Origin of the sequence: Rhodococcus ruber (genome assembly GCF_016804345.1) — a bacterium.
Lineage (GTDB): Bacteria > Actinomycetota > Actinomycetes > Mycobacteriales > Mycobacteriaceae > Rhodococcus > Rhodococcus ruber.
The window spans coordinates 2,146,678-2,165,547 of sequence record NZ_CP044211.1; the positions used below are offsets into that span (position 1 = coordinate 2,146,678).

14 protein-coding genes are annotated in these 18,870 nt (G+C 68.0%); 11 read left to right on the forward strand and 3 right to left on the reverse strand.

Annotated features, from left to right (window positions below):
- Positions 1-81 precede the first annotated feature (81 nt).
- Positions 82-801 (forward strand): ISL3 family transposase, encoded by a 720-nt coding sequence (locus tag F1734_RS10050; protein ID WP_238424165.1) that lies wholly within the window; start codon positions 82-84, stop codon positions 799-801.
- Here F1734_RS10050 and F1734_RS10055 read toward each other — a convergent pair.
- From F1734_RS10055 to F1734_RS10065, 3 genes are read right to left on the reverse strand one after another with little or no spacing between them, the layout of a single operon-like run.
- Positions 773-3,949, reverse strand: coding sequence for a DEAD/DEAH box helicase (locus tag F1734_RS10055; protein WP_203011590.1), 3,177 nt, complete (start codon positions 3,947-3,949; stop codon positions 773-775). The genes F1734_RS10050 and F1734_RS10055 overlap by 29 nt on opposite strands.
- Positions 3,946-5,778 carry a phospholipase D family protein gene (locus F1734_RS10060; protein WP_203011591.1) on the reverse strand — a complete coding sequence of 611 codons (1,833 nt, stop codon included), beginning with the start codon at positions 5,776-5,778 and terminating at the stop codon, positions 3,946-3,948. Before F1734_RS10060 ends, F1734_RS10055 begins: the two co-directional genes overlap by 4 nt.
- Positions 5,765-6,970: a DUF6361 family protein gene (locus F1734_RS10065; protein ID WP_203011592.1), complete on the reverse strand. Its 1,206-nt coding sequence runs from the start codon at positions 6,968-6,970 to the stop codon at positions 5,765-5,767. The genes F1734_RS10060 and F1734_RS10065 overlap by 14 nt, the downstream gene beginning before the upstream one ends.
- 120 nt (positions 6,971-7,090) lie before the next feature.
- Between F1734_RS10065 and F1734_RS10070 the strand changes: the two genes are divergently transcribed.
- The 10 genes from F1734_RS10070 (at position 7,091) to F1734_RS10115 (ending at position 18,856) form a co-directional block, all read left to right on the forward strand.
- On the forward strand, positions 7,091-7,543 hold the full coding sequence (locus tag F1734_RS10070; RefSeq protein ID WP_203011593.1) for a TetR/AcrR family transcriptional regulator: 453 nt from the start codon (positions 7,091-7,093) through the stop codon (positions 7,541-7,543).
- 310 nt (positions 7,544-7,853) lie between these two features.
- Complete coding sequence (locus tag F1734_RS10075) at positions 7,854-8,906, forward strand: LacI family DNA-binding transcriptional regulator (RefSeq protein WP_203011594.1); 1,053 nt, start codon at positions 7,854-7,856, stop codon at positions 8,904-8,906.
- A gap of 127 nt (positions 8,907-9,033) precedes the next feature.
- Positions 9,034-10,119, forward strand: a complete 1,086-nt coding sequence (gene rutA, locus F1734_RS10080; RefSeq protein ID WP_203011595.1) for a pyrimidine utilization protein A — start codon at positions 9,034-9,036, stop codon at positions 10,117-10,119.
- A gap of 73 nt (positions 10,120-10,192) precedes the next feature.
- Positions 10,193-11,161 carry a carbon-nitrogen hydrolase family protein gene (locus F1734_RS10085; RefSeq protein ID WP_048772986.1) on the forward strand — a complete coding sequence of 323 codons (969 nt, stop codon included), beginning with the start codon at positions 10,193-10,195 and terminating at the stop codon, positions 11,159-11,161.
- Positions 11,158-12,810, forward strand: a complete 1,653-nt coding sequence (locus F1734_RS10090; RefSeq protein ID WP_048772983.1) for an amidase — start codon at positions 11,158-11,160, stop codon at positions 12,808-12,810. Before F1734_RS10085 ends, F1734_RS10090 begins: the two co-directional genes overlap by 4 nt.
- On the forward strand, positions 12,803-14,296 hold the full coding sequence (locus F1734_RS10095) for an MFS transporter (protein ID WP_203011596.1): 1,494 nt from the start codon (positions 12,803-12,805) through the stop codon (positions 14,294-14,296). Before F1734_RS10090 ends, F1734_RS10095 begins: the two co-directional genes overlap by 8 nt.
- Entirely contained in the window at positions 14,293-14,931 is a 639-nt protein-coding gene (locus F1734_RS10100) for an isochorismatase family protein (RefSeq protein WP_029542763.1), read from the forward strand. The genes F1734_RS10095 and F1734_RS10100 overlap by 4 nt, the downstream gene beginning before the upstream one ends.
- A gap of 190 nt (positions 14,932-15,121) precedes the next feature.
- Positions 15,122-16,300, forward strand: coding sequence for a sugar ABC transporter substrate-binding protein (locus F1734_RS10105; RefSeq protein WP_203011597.1), 1,179 nt, complete (start codon positions 15,122-15,124; stop codon positions 16,298-16,300).
- Complete coding sequence (locus tag F1734_RS10110) at positions 16,287-17,825, forward strand: sugar ABC transporter ATP-binding protein (RefSeq protein WP_203011598.1); 1,539 nt, start codon at positions 16,287-16,289, stop codon at positions 17,823-17,825. Before F1734_RS10105 ends, F1734_RS10110 begins: the two co-directional genes overlap by 14 nt.
- On the forward strand, positions 17,825-18,856 hold the full coding sequence (locus F1734_RS10115; RefSeq protein WP_203011599.1) for an ABC transporter permease: 1,032 nt from the start codon (positions 17,825-17,827) through the stop codon (positions 18,854-18,856). Before F1734_RS10110 ends, F1734_RS10115 begins: the two co-directional genes overlap by 1 nt.
- Positions 18,857-18,870: the final 14 nt, after the last annotated feature.

Genomic DNA, 18,870 nt, shown 5'->3' on the forward strand with positions numbered 1-18,870 from the left:
CCAAGATCGTTTCGGTGCGACCTCGCTCCCCCGACTGCCCTACCGCCGCACTTGAACGGTGTCGTCATCGATGCCGTTTACTTGGTCGATGCCACGATCCGAATCGCAGCCCACCCACGAAGCAACCAGGGGCGGTGCCCGACGTGCGGTACCGCCTCGAGTCAGGTGCACTCACGGTATCGGCGCCAACCCGCCGACGCGACAATCGGCACCAATCCCGTCGTCCTTGATCTGGTGGGCCGCAGATTCCTCTGCGGCAACGACACCTGCACCGCCACAACATTCGCCGAGCAAGTACCCGGACTGACACAGCGGTGGGCTCGGCGAACCGCGGTGCTCACCACGATGATCGAGGCGATCGGACTGGCCGTGGCCGGTCGTACCGGTGCCCACCTCGCTGCCCGACTCGGAGTTCACGTCAGTAGGGACACACTGCCCAGTGTCGTGCGGACGATTCCGGATCGACCGATCGACACCACAATGATCCTGGGGATCGACGATTTCGCGCTCCATCGTGGCCACATCTACGGAACTGTCATAGTAGATCTGGTCACCGGTCGCCCGATCGGTCTGTTGCCCGACCGAACCAGTGGCACTGTCTCCACCTGGCTGCAGGCACATCCCGGTGCCGAGATCGTGTGTCGCGACCGAGCCGGTGCCTACGCCGACGCTGTCCGGATCGGCGCACCGGACGCGGTGCAGGTCGCCGACCGATGGCATCTGTGGCGCAATCTGATCAGCGCGGTGGAGAAGACGGTGGACTCCGCTCGAGTTAAGGTGCAAGGTCGATCCTCATGTTGAGGAGATGGTTGGGGTCAGCATCTAGTCCGCGCTGCCGAAGGAGGTCCATCATGTCTTCCTGGCGGGGTTGACCGAATGCGAGTCGGTAGAGCGCGACGTCCTGCTTGATGCGCTGGTACTTCTCTTCATCCGAGCTGAGTGCGAACGGGGCAACGTGCCGCTGGACCTTGGCTGGTCCCGGGTAGACCCATGAGGGGGTGAAGTCGCCGTACTCGCTGCAGTAGTCGTCGGCAATCTCGAATGCCCTCGCCCACGGGTCGTTTCCGGGTGCGGCCAAGATTCGCTGACTGTGTCGTGCAGCGATGTTGCGGCGTACGGCATGCCCGCGGTACCGGTCGACCCGTCCTTCGCGCTGCTCGAAGTCGACGGGGTTGGCGGGGGTGTTCCAGTGGAATACAGAATGGCACCACCAGTGGAAGTCGATGCCCTCTTGCCCGACCGAGGTCGATGTCAGGACGAATGGCCAGAAGGGGCTGTTGAATGAGTTCCTGACTTCCGGTTGGCGGGCGTCTTCCGCGTTCTGCCGTCGGCCGCCGTATCGAAGCGCGAAGCGAGGAATGAAGCGGAGGTGGCCTTCCAGATTGTCGACGTCAATCGCCTGATAGGTGGTGCTGCGCAGGCTCATAGCGGAGGCAGCCATGCGAGTGAGGCCGAAGAGTGACTGACTGTCGAGGTCGGCTTTGAACTGGTCGTGTCGCAGGTGATGCAGGTACTCGTCGAGAACCGATTGCAGGTTGCCGAAGGCGCAGTACTGCAGCACCTTATGCCAATACGGCAGGTCCGAGTCGGTCACCTGCTCGAGTAGTTTGGTCACATCAGGTCGGTTGAACAGGGACCGGAGACCGTTCGCCAGCGCGGCGGCGGCTACGAAGTGCTCGAAGGATGTGACGTTGTCTCTCGGCTCGAGGATGCGTCCGAGCGCTCGGAACGCGATGTTGGCTGGCGAGTGCAGAGCGACCTGCGCGAGCAGGCCGAGGGTTTCCGCCGATGGTGGCGGCGCTCCTTCGGCGCGCGCCGCCCGCGCTGCCTCCACATGCGCCTGGATACCGTCGAGGTCCAGCGGGGCGTCGTTCTCCTCATCCCTCTCTTCGCGCTCGCCCGACAAGGCACGAACACTCATTGCAACCTCGTCATCCGAGAACTCGTCCCTGGGCCAGGACGCGGACATGGAGAAGGCAGCCTTCCAGCTGCTCTCCTCAACGTCGCTGGAGAGGTTATCGTCTGCCGCTTGAAGATCGGTCTGACCACTGTCCAGCAGTCTCGATATTGCTCCGAGGGCAAGCTGTTTCGCCTTACTGCGGCTGAGCGCCATGCCACCGGTTTCCGCCACGAAAGCCAGAGGATCAGCGCCGCGAGCGAGACCGGGCATGGGCCAGAAGACCATCAGTGTCGTCATGCGGCCGGGGCGGCCACGGCTCATGCTGTAGGTCAGTGGCTTCGTCAGGCGTCTCCGAACCTCCGGGGTGTACGCGGTGTAATTGGTCCCGGCCGCGGCCCTCCGCTCGGCCTCGTAGCTGAGCAGACTCGCAACGGCGGGCGGAGTCGCCGCCCAAGAGGAGAAGACCAACATCTTGGTCACGTCGGCGGCGTCGGCGTAGGGGCCACCCGGCTCGAGGTAGGGCAGCGAGGGCGGTATCCACAACAAATTCCAGAGGTCCCGTCCGATGGTGGAATCCACCAGATCGCGCATCCTCGCGTTGCCCGCGTCCAACTGCAGGAAGCTCTCACAATCCCCTGCTCGGATGTGCTGCGTTCTGCCCAACGCAGCAACCGCGTCCGAGGTGATGTGGTCGGCCTTGACGCGTGCGCCAAGCTGGTAACCATCGCAGAAGTTGACGAAGTACGGCGCGGACTTCCAATACTCGGCGGTGACGAGTCCACGGTCGTTCTCGTGTCCCACCAACCGCGCCACGTTCTGCAGATCGGCGTACCCGATCAAGTCTTCGGCACTTACGCGGCTCGCGGTGCGGACGCGTTCGACCGACATGGTCCCCTCGGGGAGAATCGGCCTCTCCTGACGACTCATCACACGGAGGAGCTTCCGGCGTATCCCGTCGGCGACGACTCTTGGGTCTTTACCCGAAATGACCTGTCGTCGGTACTCATCCAGGTCCGATCGGATCTGAGCCGGCTCCACCGAAGGGTTCCCCTCAGCGAGGAAGCGCAGTGTGCGATGGAAGTCCGTCGCATGTTCGTCTTCGCGTTCCTCGACGTAGGTGAAGGGTTTGTAGGGGGTGGCTGAGAGGAGCAGTACCTTCGCGGCTGGATAGTTGAAGAGGTGGTTTGCCAGCTCACCGGCCGGATGATCGATGTCCAGCAGGTGCCGAAATCGCTGGAACTCGTCCAGGATCACCAGGTCAGGCTCCAGCGTTTCCATGCTCGCCTGAGCAAGAGTTTCGCGGAGCTTTCGGATGAGGCGCCACTGCTCTGGCTTGAGCTCCTCAGGAATCGTGCGCTTGCGTCCCATCTGGTCGACGAGGGTCTCGAACCGGCGCAGCAGGCCCTTCGTGCCGCCTCGCCGAACGTTCTTTCTGAACTGGCTCAGAATCGCTCGGTCGATACCGCGCTCACCGAGGTGGCGAGCCAGTTCGTCGATGGTCCAACGGAAACGCTCGAGCTTCCTGACGTTGCCCTGCAACAGCTTCTCGGCGGCGGTGCGCCGATATCCGGTGAGGTCCGTGCACTCCTGGAGCGCCAGGAGGAGCATCGCCCGCTCCTCGGACATGCCCGTGCTGTGGCCCATATCGAAGGAGGTTCCTGGAGTGAACGAGACGAGGTTCACTGGCTTGCCGGCGGTCCCGCGCTTCTTCAACTGCGAGGAGTGCTTGCCGAGAAGGGTGAGCCTGCTGGAGAAGGAGATCGTCTCGTCCTCGGTGACGTTGAGGCGGCGAAGGTTCTGCTGGGCGAGGTCGGTGTTCGCGCAGACGTAGACGATGTCGATGCGACGCACCGTTGGCTCGTCTTGCAGGTGCTCGATCGCACGGGCAATGACGCCCCGAGCGACCATGCTCTTGCCGAGCCCGGTCTCATCAGCCACGAGGAACCTGCCGGCTCCCTCCTTGTAGAGCTGGGATACGACGTGCTCGACGCTCCGCCGCTGGAAGTCGGTCAGCTCCTCGATGACGGCGTCTGCGGAGTAACGGGTCATGAGCGTCTCCGGGCAAGTGCACGGCGTGCCCGCTCGGCCTCCGCCCACAGTTCTTCGAAGCCTGCGGGCAGCAACTTCCGTCCCTCTTCGGTGGTGGAGAGGCGAGTGACCAGTCGGCCCAGATCGTCGAGTGCATCGGGCTTGTCGGCCAGAGCGCGGAGTACAAGCTCCAGGACACCAGGCCCGCCGGGACGCACGCCGAGGCTGCCTCCCTCACCGTTACCGTCGCTCAGGTAGGACAAGAAGTGCGGATTGCCGAGACTGAGGATCAGGTAGAGGAAGCGGAGGAACTTCTCCGGAGTGTCGATCTGTCGGGCCAGGACGAGGTCCAAGCGGTCCGTCGGCTCACCTACGAGGATTGCCAGGACGACGGTGCCTGCTTGTATGCCTGACGGGGAAGTCATCCGAATGCAGAGGAATGGCGAGATGTCCGCGGTCTCAACCTTGTGGAAAAGGTCCTTGAGTGGCTCGTCCTTGCGCGGATGCCGGGCCACGCCAGGCTGGGTCAACAACTCCACACCGGCAGCCCAGCCGTCGTGGAGGGGATATGGCCGATTAGTCGTGAGCAGGAGGTCGAAGCGCCCATTGGGATTCTCAGCGGGTGCTGAGGACGGCTGCACAGTGAGGGTGTGCTGAACCTCAGCGACGATCCGGAGCCGGTTCTCCAACTCGCGGCGTTCGTCTTCGTCGGAGCTGGGCTCTGCTCCGCCAGTGGCTACGTACGGTTCCACCAGGGCACGAAACGAGCCTGCCTCCCCGATGAAACTGTCGATGCCGAAGTGGCGTCTAGGCCCTTCGAACTCCACGAGGAACTCCACATTTCCGGTCATTGCCGCGTCGGTCGCATTGGCGGATCCGATGAGCAGCCGAGCGCGCTGAGCTCGTCCCTCGGGCTCGACGACGAACATCTTGGCGTGCAGTCCGCTGATCAGACTCAGCGGTGCTGCAGCGCTGGATGGAGGCTCGCCCGAGTTGTCTTCGGTGCCGTCGCCCAAATCGATACCCGCCATCGCGTCGATGACATAGGTATCGAGACGTTCCAGCTGCTCTGGTGTCAGACGTTCGAGTTCTTCTGCACGAGATACGACCGTCAGGTTCTGCGTTCTCGGCACGATCGTGTCCAGACCTGCATCGTTGAGGAAGGGGCTCACGACCAGGTGCCTACGGCCGGTGAAGTCGAGTCGCTTCTTTCCGTCCAGGTAGTGCAGAGAAAGACCTGCGACTCCTTCGGGTCGCTCCCACACGACGTACTGTGCAGCACGGGCAAGCTCCTCGATTCGTCGCAGCCGAGCTGTCGGGAGCGGCGTGACGGCACGGTTGGGAAGGCTCTCCAGAAACCGGTGGAGATCTCCGTTCTCCGGAAGGCGTCGGGGCGACAGGTGGGCAGAGTCGAGACGGACGACGATGTCCCAAGCGTGGTCGTTGGTGAGGTTTCGGGTTAGCACGAGCAATCGGTAGGACTCGTTGCCGGCGTCGTCGACGTACCTGACGAACCACACCTTCGGATGGAACAGATGACCGGCAGGGCGTTGGACGGCGTGCACCATCGGCTCGACAAATGCGAGCAGATCAGGGGCCCTGTTGGGGATGGAGATGTTGCCGCCTTGGCAGAAGATGTCCACCTTCGCCGCGGCAGCTCGGACCGCTTCCAGTGCGGTAACGGGATCAGGTAGTCGTGAAGAGATGGCGAAGGACGAGAACGCGAGCGGGGGAATCACCGCCGCGGTCAGATCTAGGGTGAAGGTCGTTGCGATGGCGCCGTCCAGCGTGTAACCGACCGGAGGACGCAGCTCCTGGATGAGGACGGCGCGGGAGTCAGGAGGCAGCATCCCGCACCAGCCCCCTCACGATGTCGTTCACGAGCCTTCGCACAGTGGGCCAGCGGAAGTCGAGCTGGCCTGCGCCCGAGGCCCCAGACCAGGTGGCAAGCATCTTGTCGTTGGCCAGCCGAGACTGCTTGCCCTTGCGTGCTTCCCGCTGATACACAAGTTGTCGGAGAGTCCTGTTTTCGGCGGCGCTTGCTGCCTGGCCCTGCTTCGTCGCACGCACCCAGGCATCTACGAAGAGGCGTGTCGACGGCGGCACACGAGGGTTCATCTGCGCGACCAGCTTCCACATGCAGTCGACGTCCCAGGCAGCCAGATCGTTGGTGATGGGAACGATCGCGGACTTATGCCAGTCCTCCAGAGCATCGCGGTAATACTCCGTCAGGCCGTCGAGGCGGGTAAGGTCAGGGTGCCTCTCGTAGCGCTCCGCGACCAGCAAGTTGTAGAGCAGTGCAGCCCCGTGTATCACCGTGCTGAAGCGGCGTGCGTGGCCGAGTGCCTCGAAGCGTGACTCGGGGACCATTTCCCAGGGAAAGGCGAGCTCATCTGGAATGCGCTCGCGTCGCTCGATGAGATGGCTCAGAGCGGTGCCGGGTACGCTGACGACGACCCGCTCCGCGAGCCAAGTTGCCTCTTCGGGCGAGAGCTCGAAACCCGAATTTGCCTGTTCGGGGAACCCGTCTGGCGGGTCGGGCAGACCCCCGTGCCAGTCGCCGACGTGCCGATCAGCCAGTTCGCTGGCAGGGTCGACATCACCCGCCTCACGGAGTCCGAGATGGCTGGTGTCCGTGTCGTGGGTAAGGATCTGGTAGCGACGGAGCGCCGACCAGTAGATGGCCGACGGCAGGGTCTTTACCGCCGTCCCGGCTCGGACCCCGATCAGTCCCGCAGCGTCATCAAGGCTCGCCTCCTTCAAGGCTTTGATCAGGCGACGTTCTTGCGCATCCCCTCGGACTCTGCATCGCTCGCCGCTCGTGCCGCGGGCTCGTCCATCCCGATAGCACCAGGGCACAAATAGGAAATATCTGGCGCGAGTCTGGACGACCGAGGTACCAGGGAAGAGCATCTCGCTGAATGCGTCTCGCACCTGACCCACGCCCAGTTCGTCGCGGCTCTCGACCTGCGTGAACAAGGCGATGAGCTCACGCGCAACACGCTGCTCCTCAGATGTGGTATCGAGCCACGCAATCGTCAATACACTCACTCCCATGGGCTTTTGCATTCAAACTAGCCCAAGAGTTCCCGGTGTGGGACGCTACACAACTCGAGATGCGCCGGGTGTCGGTTCGTGTAGGACTTCAGAAGTGCCGCGGGGTTGCGTCTGAGGTTGGTCCGGTTCTTCGGAGGACGTGCTCGTCTACTCGATGCGGCCTACGAGCAGTTCTGCCGGTTGGGCATCCAGCGCTCGTCGATGAAGGAGGTCGCGCGCGGGCGGGGTCTGTCCCGCATCACGCTCTACCGGCGATTCGCCACCAAGGACGCGCTCGTCGACCAGGTCGTGATGCGCGAGTTCCGCCGATACTTCAATCGATTCCTCCTCGAGATCAAGGCGGCGCCCACCGTCGCCGACCGCGTCGTTCTGGGGGCTCGCGAGTTCGCTCCGGGCCATCGGACCAACCCGCTGATCGGCAGGACTCCTCCAGACGAACTGACCCTGCTGGCCGGCTCGCTCGCCGGCGAGGACAGACGGATGCTCACGACCTCCGGCAGTTCGTTGCCCGTCAGCTCCGCAGTGAACAGCGCGCCCGCAACACCCCGGACGGACTGAACATCGACCTGACGGCCGAGATGATGATTCGGATCTCGGCGTCGTTCCTGATGGTGCCCGGCAACGTCCTCGGCACTCGACGACGCCGAACAACCGGCGGCGCTCGCGCGGCAGTTCGGCGTGCCGATGTGCGAGCGAGACTGCGAATCGCGCCGGACTCTCTCGGGCCTGCACGGTCGTTGTCGTCAGCAACCTGACACCCGGAGCGGACATCTTGCATCGGTTTCAACCTGCTGGAACAGGTCCAAGCAGTCGTCGACGGGCGCAAGCCTGAGCGCCGGGAGAGACGGTGCGCACCTAGAATCCGTGCGTGGGCAACAAGTCGGTCACCAGCTACGACGTCGCACGCGCCGCGGGCGTGTCGCAGTCGACGGTGTCCCGCGCCCTCCGGGGCGACCCGCGCGTTATCGAGGAGACCCGCGAGCGCATCCAGGCCCTGGCGAAGGAGATGGGGTACGTTCCGCACATCACGGCTCGGAGCTTGATCACGCGGCGGTCGTCGTCGATCGCGGTGGTCAGCGGTGACCTGCGGAATCCGTCGTATCCGACGTTGGTGAACACGCTGCAGGACCGGTTCGCGCAGCACGACTACCGGGTGCTGCTGATGAGTGACCGGACCGAGGGATCACTGGAGAACGACATACTTGCTCTGCGTGGCGGGCTGGTGGACGGGGTGGTTTTCATTTCGGCGCGGCTGGACTCGCCGATCGTGTCGGAGATGATCGACTGGAAGATCCCGCTGGTGATCCTCAACCGCGACGTCGACGGCAGCCAGGCCGGCCGGGTGGACCGGGTGACGTCGGACAACGTCGGTGGGGGCCGGCTCGTCGCGGACCATCTGATCGAGATGGGGCATCGGCGCATCGGGCTGATCTCGGGCCCGCTGGAGAACCCGAGCGTGAAGCTGCGCGAGACCGGCTTCCGGGAGGGGCTCGACAGGCACGGCGTCTCTCTGGACGAGACGCTTGTCCACCGCGGCGCGGTGGACGCCAAGACCGGTTTCGAGGGCGGCATGGAGCTGCTGAGCCGGCCGGACCGGCCGACGGCGGTGTTCTGTGCGACGGACTACATGGCCTACGGCACCCTCGACGCCACCAAGCGCCTGGGCCTGCTCGTGCCCGACGACGTGTCGATCGTCGGCTACAACGACCTCGATGCGTCGGGTTGGTCGATGTTCGACCTGACGACGGTGCGCCAGCCGCTCGAGGACATGGCCTCGGCGGCCGCCGAACTGCTGCTCGCGCGGATCGACGGCGCGGCGGGCGCGCCGGTGCACCGGAACTTCGGGGTGGAATGGGTGCAGCGGGGGAGTGCGGCCCGCGTCGGTCACCTGGGGCGTGCGCAGTCCGTCAAAGATCGTTAACCGGGGCAACAAGTCCGTTACCCTCGGTCTCCGATCCGGCAATAACCCCTGCATACATTCGAAGTCATAGCGAGCAGGGCAGTGTTGCCCCACCGCTTCTTCGAATCCCCGCAGCTTCAGGAGCGACATGGAAATCGGCGTCTTCATCCCCATCGGCAACAACGGTTGGCTCATCTCCAAGAGCGCGCCGCAGTACATGCCGTCGTTCGAGCTCAACAAGACGATCGTGCAGAAGGCCGAGAAGCACGGCCTCGACTTCGCCCTGTCGATGATCAAGCTCAAGGGCTTCGGCGGCGAGACCGAGTTCTGGGATCACAACCTCGAGTCGTTCACTCTCATGGCCGGCCTCGCGGCCGTCACCGAGAAGATCAAGCTGTTCGCCTCCACCCCGATCCTCACCCTGCCGCCGGCCATGGTGGCCCGCATGGCGTCGACCATCGACTCGATCGCCCCCGGCCGCTTCGGCGTCAACATCGTGACCGGTTGGGCGCCCAACGAATACACGCAGATGGGCCTGTGGCCGGGCGAGGAGTACTTCGGCTACCGCTACCAGCAGGCCACCGAATACGTGACCGTCATGCGGCAGCTATGGGCAGACGGCGTCAGCAACTTCAAGGGTGAGCACTACACGATGGATGAGTGCGTCCTCTCGCCGAGCCCCACCGGCGGCGGCGTGCCGATCGTCGCGGCCGGACAGTCCAAGAGCGGCATGAAGTTCGCCTCCGAGATGGCCGACTACAACTTCATCATGGGCACGGGCATCAACACGCCCACCGCGATCTCCGACGCCACCGCCACCCTCGTCGAGGCGGCGAACAAGACGGGCCGCGACGTCGGCGCCCTGACGCTGTTCATGATCATCGCCGACGAGACCGACGAAGCGGCCCAGGCGAAGTGGCAGGACTACCACGACAACGCCGACCTCGCCGCCCTCGGCTACATGGCCGACCAGTCCGCCGCCGACGCCACCGCAGACGACGTCTCGACCGCCAAGACCATCTCCCTGCCCGAGGGCGCGGTGAACTTCAACATGGGCACCCTCGTCGGCTCGTACGAGACCGTCGCGAAGATGCTCGACGAGGTCGCCGAGATCGAGGGCATCAAGGGCATCATGCTCACCTTCGACGACTTCGTCGAGGGCATCGAGAACTTCGGTACCCGCATCCAGCCGTTGATGAAGAGCCGCACCACCGTTCAGGCCGAAGCCGCCTGACCCCGAGCGGCGGGTGGGGGCGCGTGCCCCGAGCCGCGCCCCCACCCGCCACCCCACACCCGGAGGTTCCCTCTTGCATCCGCGCACCCTCGACGTCGCGATCGTCCAGGCCGGCGAACTCACCGAGGACCTCCTCGGCAACCTGGCCCGGCTCGCCGCCCTCGTCCGCACCGCTGCCGCACCCGACGCGACCGGCGCCGTCCCCGATCTGGTGGTGCTGCCCGAACTCGTCACCACCCCCTACTTCTGCACCAGCCACGACGTGGACCGCACCCCCTGGGCGCAGACCGTTCCCGGCGCGGCCACCACGCTGTTCGGCGACCTCGCCCGCGAACTTGGCTGCGCCATCGCCTTCGGGCTGTACGAGCGCACCGCCTCCGACGTCACCCACAACTCCGTCGTGCTCGTCGACCCGACCGGCGAGGTCGTCACCTGGCGCGCCCCCGACGGCGGCGCGGTGCCCGCCTACCGCAAACTCTCGCTGCCGGCGAGCAAGGTCGGCGACGTCGACATCGACGAGAAGTACCACTTCGCGCCCGGCCAGGCCCCGGCGACGGCCGACCTGTTCGGCACCCGCTTCGGCTGCGTGATCTGCTACGACCGCACCTTCCCCGAATACTGGGCGGTCGCCCGCGCGCTCGGCGCCGAGGTGATGCTCGCGATCGTCTCGTCCCTCGGCACCCGCGAAGACCTGTTCCTCGCCGAGCTGCAGACCCGCGCCCTCGAATCGCAGATGTGGATCGTCGCCGCCAACCGCGCCGGGCCGGAAACCCTCAACGGCGTGACCGTCGACTACTTCGGCCTCTCGTGCGTCATCGCCCCGAACGGCGAGATCGTCGCACAGGCACCCGCGCACCGGGCGGGGGAGACGCTGCGTTTCACGCTCGACCTCGACGCCGTCCCGTTCGTGCGCGCGGCGTTCCCGCTGGCCCGCGACCGTCGCCCCGACGTGCTGCGCCTGCTTGCCGACCTCACCGCCGGCACCGTCCGGCCCGCGCCGCTGCCTCGGCCGAGCGCCCTGCCGCTGGAGGTGAGCGGGTGACCACCACCGACTACCCCGACCTCACCGCCGCCGCGGCCACCACCGTCGACGACCTGCTGCCGCAAGCCCGCGCCGACATGACGCCCCTGCTCGAGACCTCCCGGCTCACCCCGCTGCCGCCCGCACCCGACGCACCGGCCACCGAGCCCGCCCACTCCGTCGCCCTGCTTGCCGCGAGCCCCGTCCCGCCCCCACCCCTCCCTGCCCCGGCATACCGCGCGCACACCGACGCGGCGCTGCACGACCTCGGAGTGCTCGACCTGCTCGCCGCCTACGCCGCCGGCACCACCACGCCCACCGCGGTGCTCGCCGCGCTGCGCGCCCGCTGGGCCGACCCGGCGCTCGTGGGCGGGGCGATCCTCGCCGTCGTCGACGGCGCCGACGCGGCCGCCGCCGAGTCCGACCGTCGCTGGCGTGACGGCACCGCCCGCCCGCTCGAGGGGATCTTCTTCGGCGTCAAGGACATCGTCGACGTCGCCGGCGCGCCCGTCACCGCGGGCTCGCACACCACCGGCGACCGCATCGCCGGCACCGACGCGACGGCCGTCGCCCGGCTGCGGGCCGCAGGCGCCATCCCTGTCCTGATCACCGCGACCACCGAATTCGCTTGCGGTGCCCCGCACAACGCCCGCTACGGGGCCGTCACCAACCCGTGGGACCGCAGCCGCTGGACCGGCGGCTCGTCGACCGGCTCGGCCGGCGCCCTCGCCGCGCGCCTCGTCCCGCTCGCGCTCGGCACCGACACCGGCGGCTCGATCCGCGTGCCCAGCGCCCTGTGCAACCTCACCGGCATCAAGCCCACCTACGGGCTCGTCCCGCGCACGGGCGTCGCGTCGCTGTCGTGGACCCTCGACCACATCGGGCCGATGGCCCGCTCCGCCGCCGACCTGCGCGTCGTCCTCGACGTCCTCGCCGGACCCGACGGCCTCGACCCCGCCGCGGCCCCGGATGCGGTGGCGCGGCAGGTGCAGGCCGGCCTCGCCGAACCGGGCACGCCCGGCGCGCCGTCGCTGGCGGGCGTGCGGCTCGGCATCCCCACCACGTGGTTCACCGAGCTGTGCGACGCGGGCGTGCTGGCCGCGTGGGATGCGGCCGTCGCCGCGCTGCGGGGCCTGGGCGCCGAGGTGGTGCCCGTCGACGTCCCCGACGCCCACCGCCTGCACGAGGACGTCACCATCGTGCTCACCTGCGAGCTCGCCGCCAACCAGGAGGGCGCGCTGGGGCGGTTCGCGCAGTACGACATCGGCACCCAGGTGCGCATCGCGCGCGGGCTGGTGCCGTCGGCGGTGGACTACCTGCGCTCGCTGCGCCGCCGCGCCGGCGCCCAGCGCGCGACGGTGCAGGCGTTCGACGCCGCCGGGATCGACGCGCTCGTCACCCCGGGCATCGGGGCGACGGCCGCGCGGCTGTCGGACGTCACCGTCGAGATCGACGGCGTGCGCCACCCCATGCAGTCGATCGTCGGCCGTAACACCGGCCTGTTCGACTACCTCGGCCTGCCCGCGGTGATGGCGCCGGCCGGTTTCGTCGACGGCCTGCCCGTCGGCGTGCAGATCGTGGGCCGGCCGTGGGCCGACGACACGTGCCTGCGCCTGGCGCAGGTGCTGCAGACCGTCACCGGCGTCCACGAGCGTCGCGCCGATGGATAGCGTTGCCGCACGGCATCATCCGCATCCGTGGCGGGTGTTCGCGGCCACCAGCATCGGCGTGGTCGCGGTATTTCTCAGCATCAGCGGCCTCACCGTCGCGCTGCCCACCGTCACCCGCGAGCTGGGGGCGTCGGCGGCGCAGTCGACGTGGATCCTGTTGGGCTACATGCTCGTCACCACCGCGCTGATCCTCGTGTTCGGCCGGCTCGCCGACATCGTCGGCCGGCGCCCGCTGTATCTGGCGGGGCTGGCGGTGTTCACGGTCGCGACCGGGCTGTGCATGCTCGCCCCGACGGCCGGGTGGCTGATCGCGGCACGGGTGCTGCAGGGCGTCGGGGCGGCGGCCGTCGTCACCAACAACACGGCGCTGCTCACCGACACGTTCCCGCCGCACAGCCTGGGCCGTGCCCTCGGCTGGAACGCGACCGTCGCGGCCATCGCGCAGGTCGTCGGGCCGGTGATCGGCGGTGCCGCGACGGCCGCGTTCGGCTGGCGCGGGCTGTTCGTCGTCGTGCTGCCCGTGGGGGTGCTCGCGATCGCGTCGTCGCTGCTGGTAATCCCGCGCGGGGCTCGCCGTCGCGTCGAGCGTGAGCCGTTCGACCTGGCCGGCGCGGTGCTGTCGACCGCGTTGCTGACCGCCGTCGTGCTGGCGCTGACGCCGGGGGTGACGTCGTCGCCGGGGTTGCCGTGGGTGTGCGGCGCGGCGAGCCTGGTGCTCGGCGCGGTGTTCGCGGCGGTGCAGATCCGTCGCACCCACCCGCTGGTGGACCTGACGCTGTTCCGCAACCGCGGCATCGCGCTCGTCCTCGTCGCGGTGCTCGTCAACGCCGTCGCCACCTACGCGGTGACACTGCTCGTGTCGCTGTACGGGCAGGCGGTGGGCGGGATCTCGGCCGTCGCGGCCGGGCTGCTGGTGATGCCCGTCGCGGTGGGCACCGTCGTCGCGGCCGCCGCCGCGGGCTCGCTCATGCTGCGCTTCACCCCGCGCACCCTGACCGCAACGGGCATGGCGCTCAACGCCGTCGGACTGCTCGGCGTCACCCTGATGCTCTCGCCCGACGGCGGCTCGCTGGGGGCGACGGCGCCGTTCCTGTTCGTCCTCGGCTGCGGCACCGGCCTGTTCATGACCCCGAGCACCAGCGCACTGATGCTCACCGCGCCCGCGGAACGTCGCGGGATCGCCAACGGGCTGCGCTCGACGCTGCAGAACGTCGGCTACCTGCTCAGCACCGCGCTGGCGCTGGCCGTCGCGACCGTCGGGCTCAGCGCCACCGCGCGGCAGGCCGCGTACGGCGGCACCCTCGGCACGCTCGGCAGCGCCGAACTGGCGCGGTTCGTCGACAACGTCCGCGCGGTGGGTCTCGCGCTCACCGTCGTCGCCGCCGCGGGTGTCGCCGTGTGCCTGGCCTTCCCGCGCCGGAACGTCGCCGCGCCCGCCGCCGTGCGTCCCCTCGAACCCGTCACGACCCTGAAGGACATTGCATGACCCTCGCCGACCGCACCGCCCAGGCGGCCGACTACGCCCGCGCCGGCTTCGGGCAGGAACTTCAGCCCGGCACCCGCCCGGCCCTGATCGTCGTCGATCCGGCCCGCGCCTACATCGACCCGGACTGCCCGCTCTACGCCGGGGTGGAGGAGAACGTCGCGGCGATGCGCACGCTGCTCGCCGACGCCCGCGCCGCCGGCATCCCCGTCGTGATCACCGAGGTGCGGCTGCGCGCCGACGGCGCCGACGCCGGGGTGTTCTTCAAGAAGTCGGGCACGCTCGTCGCGTTCTGCGAGGGCAGCCCGTACGGGGAACTCATCGACGGCCTCGAGCCGACGTGCGCCGAGCTGCTCGTGACCAAGAAATACGCGAGCGCGTTCTTCGGCACGTCGCTGAACTCGTACCTGACGTCGCTCGGGGTGGACACCGTCCTTATCGCCGGCCTGTCCACGAGCGGCTGCGTGCGCGCGACGACCCTGGACGCGATGCAGCACGGCTACATCCCCATCGTCGTGGAAGACGCCGTGGGCGACCGGGATCCGGCCATCCACCACTCGAACCTGTTCGACATGCAGCAGAAGATGGCTGAGGTCTGGCCCCTGACCCGCGCCCAGTCCTACCTCGCCCGTGCGTGATTCCGGTAGCTCGGGCTACCAGAAACGCGCACGGGTGGGGGAGCCGCACGGCAGTTAACACGAACGAACCAACGGTGTTGCCGGTCGCAACACGGCACCCGATACATTCGAAGTCATCGACCGCATCGGCCGGCTCCGCAACGTCGCGCCCCGCCTCTTGTCGAACCTCCTTCCCCCTCCAGGAGAATTCATGCGCCCCTCCTTTCCCGGTCGCGCCGCGATCGCCGCGCTCACCCTCACGGCCGCCCTCGGTCTCGCCGCATGCAGCAGTTCCGACTCCGGCGGCGGGGACGTCTCCGACGCCGACGTCGCCGCCGGCATCGAGTACGCCCGTGCCCAGCTTGCGAAGTACGAGGGCGACCCGGAGTTCACGCTCGAGGCCGAGCCCTTCCCGATGCGGAACATCGCCGGCAAGACGATCTTCGCGATCCCCACCAACAGCGAGAACCCCTACAACGTCGCCGTCGACGAGGAATCGAAGAAGGTCGCCGAGCGCTACGGCGCCACCTGGATCGAATACACGAACCAGGGCCAGCCCGCCCAGTGGGCCACCGGCGTCGAACAGGCCGTCAACCAGAGGGTCGACCTGATCATCCTCTCCCAGGGCATCGACGCCTCCCTCATCAAGCCGGCCCTCGAAAAGGCCGAGGCGGCAAATATTCCCGTCCTGCTCACCCACACCATCCTGCGCGGCGAGTCGCTACCCCCCGGCCTCGAGGGGCTCGTCGACGCCACCACCGACGCCCCGCTCGCCGAGGCCAACCGCCTCACCGTCGACTGGATGATCGACCGGACCGAGGGCGAGGGCAACGCCCTGATCATCACGTCCAACGAGGTCCCGCCCGCCAAGGCCGAGGTCGCGGCGATGGAGGACGAGATCGCGCAGTACTGCCCCCGGTGCGAATACAAGATCGTCAACGTGCCCGTCGCCGAGTGGGCCACCAAGATCCAGTCCGAGGTGCAGTCCGCCCTCTCCGCCGACCCCACCATCGACTTCGTCCTGCCCATCTACGACTCGATGTCGCTCTACGCCCAGTCCGGCATCAAGGCCGCCGGCAAGACCGGACAGGTCGAGATCTCGTCGGTCAACGGCACCCCCGCCGTGCTCAAGATCCAGCAGGACGACGGCATCGTCACCATGAACGTCGGCGAATCCATCCCGTGGCTCGCCTGGGCCACCATGGACCAGGCCGGCCGCCTGCTCCTGGGCTACGACCCCGTCCCGAACGGTGCCCAGCAGACCCCGCTCAAGCTCATCACCGCCGACAACATCGACGAGACCGGCACCCCGCCGCAGCCCGACAAGGGCTACGGCACCGCCTACGTCACCGGCTACGAGGCTCTGTGGGGGTCCAGTGAGCAGCCCTGACCCGATCGTCAACATCGTCGGCCTGTCCAAGACCTTCGGCAGCCACACCGTCCTGAAGGACGTCGGCCTGACGATCCACGCCGGCGAGGTGCACGGCCTGCTCGGTGAGAACGGCTCCGGCAAGTCCACCCTCATCAAGGTCCTCGCCGGGTTCCACGCCCCCGACCCCGGCGCCGCCCTGCAGGTCCGCGGCCGCGACGTGCCCCTGCCCGTCCCGGCCGGCGGGTTCCGCGAACTCGGCATCAGCTTCGTCCACCAGGACCTCGCCCTCGTGCCCGACCTGTCGGTGGTGGAGAACCTGCGCGTCGGGCCCGTCGTCGCCGGCTCGAGGCCGTGGATCTCCTGGCGGCGCGAGAAGTCGACCGCACGAGCGCTGTTCGACCGCTTCGGGCTCGACGTCGACCCCGACGCGCCGGTGTCGAGCCTCGGCGAGACCGACCGCGCGCTCGTCGCGATCTTGCGGGCCGTGGAGGAGCTCGGCGACCGCCGCACCCTCCTCGTCCTCGACGAGCCGACCGTGTTCCTGCCCCGTGAGGGGACCGACCTGCTGTTCTCCGTTGTCCGCGAGATCGTCGCCGACAAGAAGGCCGCGGTCCTGTTCGTCTCGCACGACCTCGACGAGGTGCTCGACCACACCGACCGTGTCACCGTCCTGCGCGACGGCGTCTCCCAGGGCACCCACCGCACCCGCGATCTCACCGCCGCCTCGCTGATCGACCTCATCGTCGGCCGCAGCCTCGACTCCGCCGACCCCCGCGTCGCCGGGCCCGTCCGCGACTTCGACGACGCGCCCCCGCTCGCCCGGGTCGAGGAACTCGAGACCGCGACCGTCGACGGCATCGGCTTCGACGTGTGCCCCGGCGAGATCGTCGGACTCACCGGCATCGCCGGCTCCGGCTACGACGACGTGCTGCCCGCCCTCTACGGGGCCCGTCCGGCCCGCGGAGGACGGTTGACGATCGGACCCAACACCGTGGCGCTGCAGACGATCACCCCGATCGACGCGCTCGACCGCAAGGTCGTGTACGTGCCGCCGGACCGCAAGTTGGAGGGCAGCGCACCGGAGCTGACCGTCGCCGAGAACATCACCCTGCCGATCCTCGGCGCGGGCTGGGTCAAACCGGGCGCGCTCAGGGCCGTCGCCGCGTCCCTCGCCGACCGCTGCGACGTGCGGCCCCGCGACCCGCAGGCCGTCTACGGTTCCCTCTCCGGCGGCAACCAGCAGAAGGCCCTGCTCGGCAAGTGGCTCCAGACCGACCCGGCGCTGGTGCTGCTCGCCGAACCCACCCAGGGCGTGGACATCGGTGCCCGCGCCCGCATCTTCGAGATGCTCCGCGAGACGGCGCGCGGGGGAGCGGGCATCGTCGTCGCCAGCTCCGACTACGAGCAGCTGTCGGTGCTGTGCGACCGCGTCCTCGTCTTCTCCCGCGGCCACATCATCGCCGAACTCACCGGCGACCGACTTTCCAAGCACCACATCTCGGACAGCGTCCTCGGACTGACCCGACAGGAAGTGAAAGCCTGATGTCCGTCACCCTCGACAAGACCACCACCACGAAAATGCCTGCCCCTGCTGCAGATTCGACCCGGCCGCGCGTCGTGCTCGGCCCGCTGGTCGAGAAGTACGCGCTCGTGCTGGCCCTCGTCGCCGTCGTGCTCGTCTTCAGCGCGCTGCGCCCCGAGATCTACCCGACCGCGAACAACGTGCAGAACATCCTCGGCTCCCAGGCCGTGCTGCTCATCCTCGCCCTCGGGCTGATCGTGCCGCTCACCGCCGGCGAGTTCGACCTCTCGGCCGTGTCCACCATGTCCCTCGCCGCGATGACCATCGCGGTGCTCAACGTCCAGCAAGGCTGGTCGCTGCTGCCGGCCATCGCCGTCGCCGTGCTCGTCGCGCTGGTCGTCGGCGTCGTCAACGCCGTGCTCGTCGTGCGGCTGCACATCGACTCGTTCATCGCGACGCTCGGCAGCGGCACCGTCGTCCTCGGCGTGGTGCAGTGGATCTCCGACTCCACCTCGGTCACCGGCATCGACGCCGGACTCGTCGACGCGACCATCGGCACCCGCCTATTCGGGGTGTCGCTGCAGTTCTACTACGCCCTCGCCCTCGTCGTGCTCACCGCGGTGATCTTCCAGTACACCCCGATCGGTCGGCGGCTGCTGTTCGTCGGGCGCGGACCGCAGGTCGCGCGGCTGAGCGGCCTGCACGTCGACCGCATCCGCGGCGGCGCACTCGTCACCTCCGCGCTCGTCGCGGCCCTGGCCGGCATCGTCTACGCCGGCATGCTCGGCGGCGCCGACCCGTCGTCCGGCCAGTCGTTCATGCTCCCGGCGTTCGCCGCCGCGTTCCTCGGCGCCACCGCGATCGTGCCCGGCCGCTTCAACGCCTTCGGCACCCTCGTCGCGGTGTACTTCCTCGTCGCCGGGGTCGTCGGCCTGCAGATGCTCGGCGTCGCCAGCTTCGTCCAGCAACTGTTCTACGGCGGCGCCCTCGTCGTCGCCGTCGCCCTCTCCGGTGCGGTCCGTCGCCGCACCGCCTCCCGATCCGCGCGCTGAGCGCCCGACCGAAG

What these genes read in the sequence shown, in the direction of transcription:
- F1734_RS10060 (WP_203011591.1), bottom strand. Translation starts at nt 5,778, where the DNA reads ATGCTGCCTCCTGACTCCCGCGCCGTCCTCATCCAGGAGCTGCGTCCT.
- rutA (WP_203011595.1), top strand. Translation starts at nt 9,034, where the DNA reads ATGGAAATCGGCGTCTTCATCCCCATCGGCAACAACGGTTGGCTCATC.
- F1734_RS10105 (WP_203011597.1), top strand. Translation starts at nt 15,122, where the DNA reads ATGCGCCCCTCCTTTCCCGGTCGCGCCGCGATCGCCGCGCTCACCCTC.
- F1734_RS10115 (WP_203011599.1), top strand. Translation starts at nt 17,825, where the DNA reads ATGTCCGTCACCCTCGACAAGACCACCACCACGAAAATGCCTGCCCCT.
- F1734_RS10095 (WP_203011596.1), top strand. Translation starts at nt 12,803, where the DNA reads ATGGATAGCGTTGCCGCACGGCATCATCCGCATCCGTGGCGGGTGTTC.
- F1734_RS10055 (WP_203011590.1), bottom strand. Translation starts at nt 3,949, where the DNA reads ATGACCCGTTACTCCGCAGACGCCGTCATCGAGGAGCTGACCGACTTC.
- F1734_RS10100 (WP_029542763.1), top strand. Translation starts at nt 14,293, where the DNA reads ATGACCCTCGCCGACCGCACCGCCCAGGCGGCCGACTACGCCCGCGCC.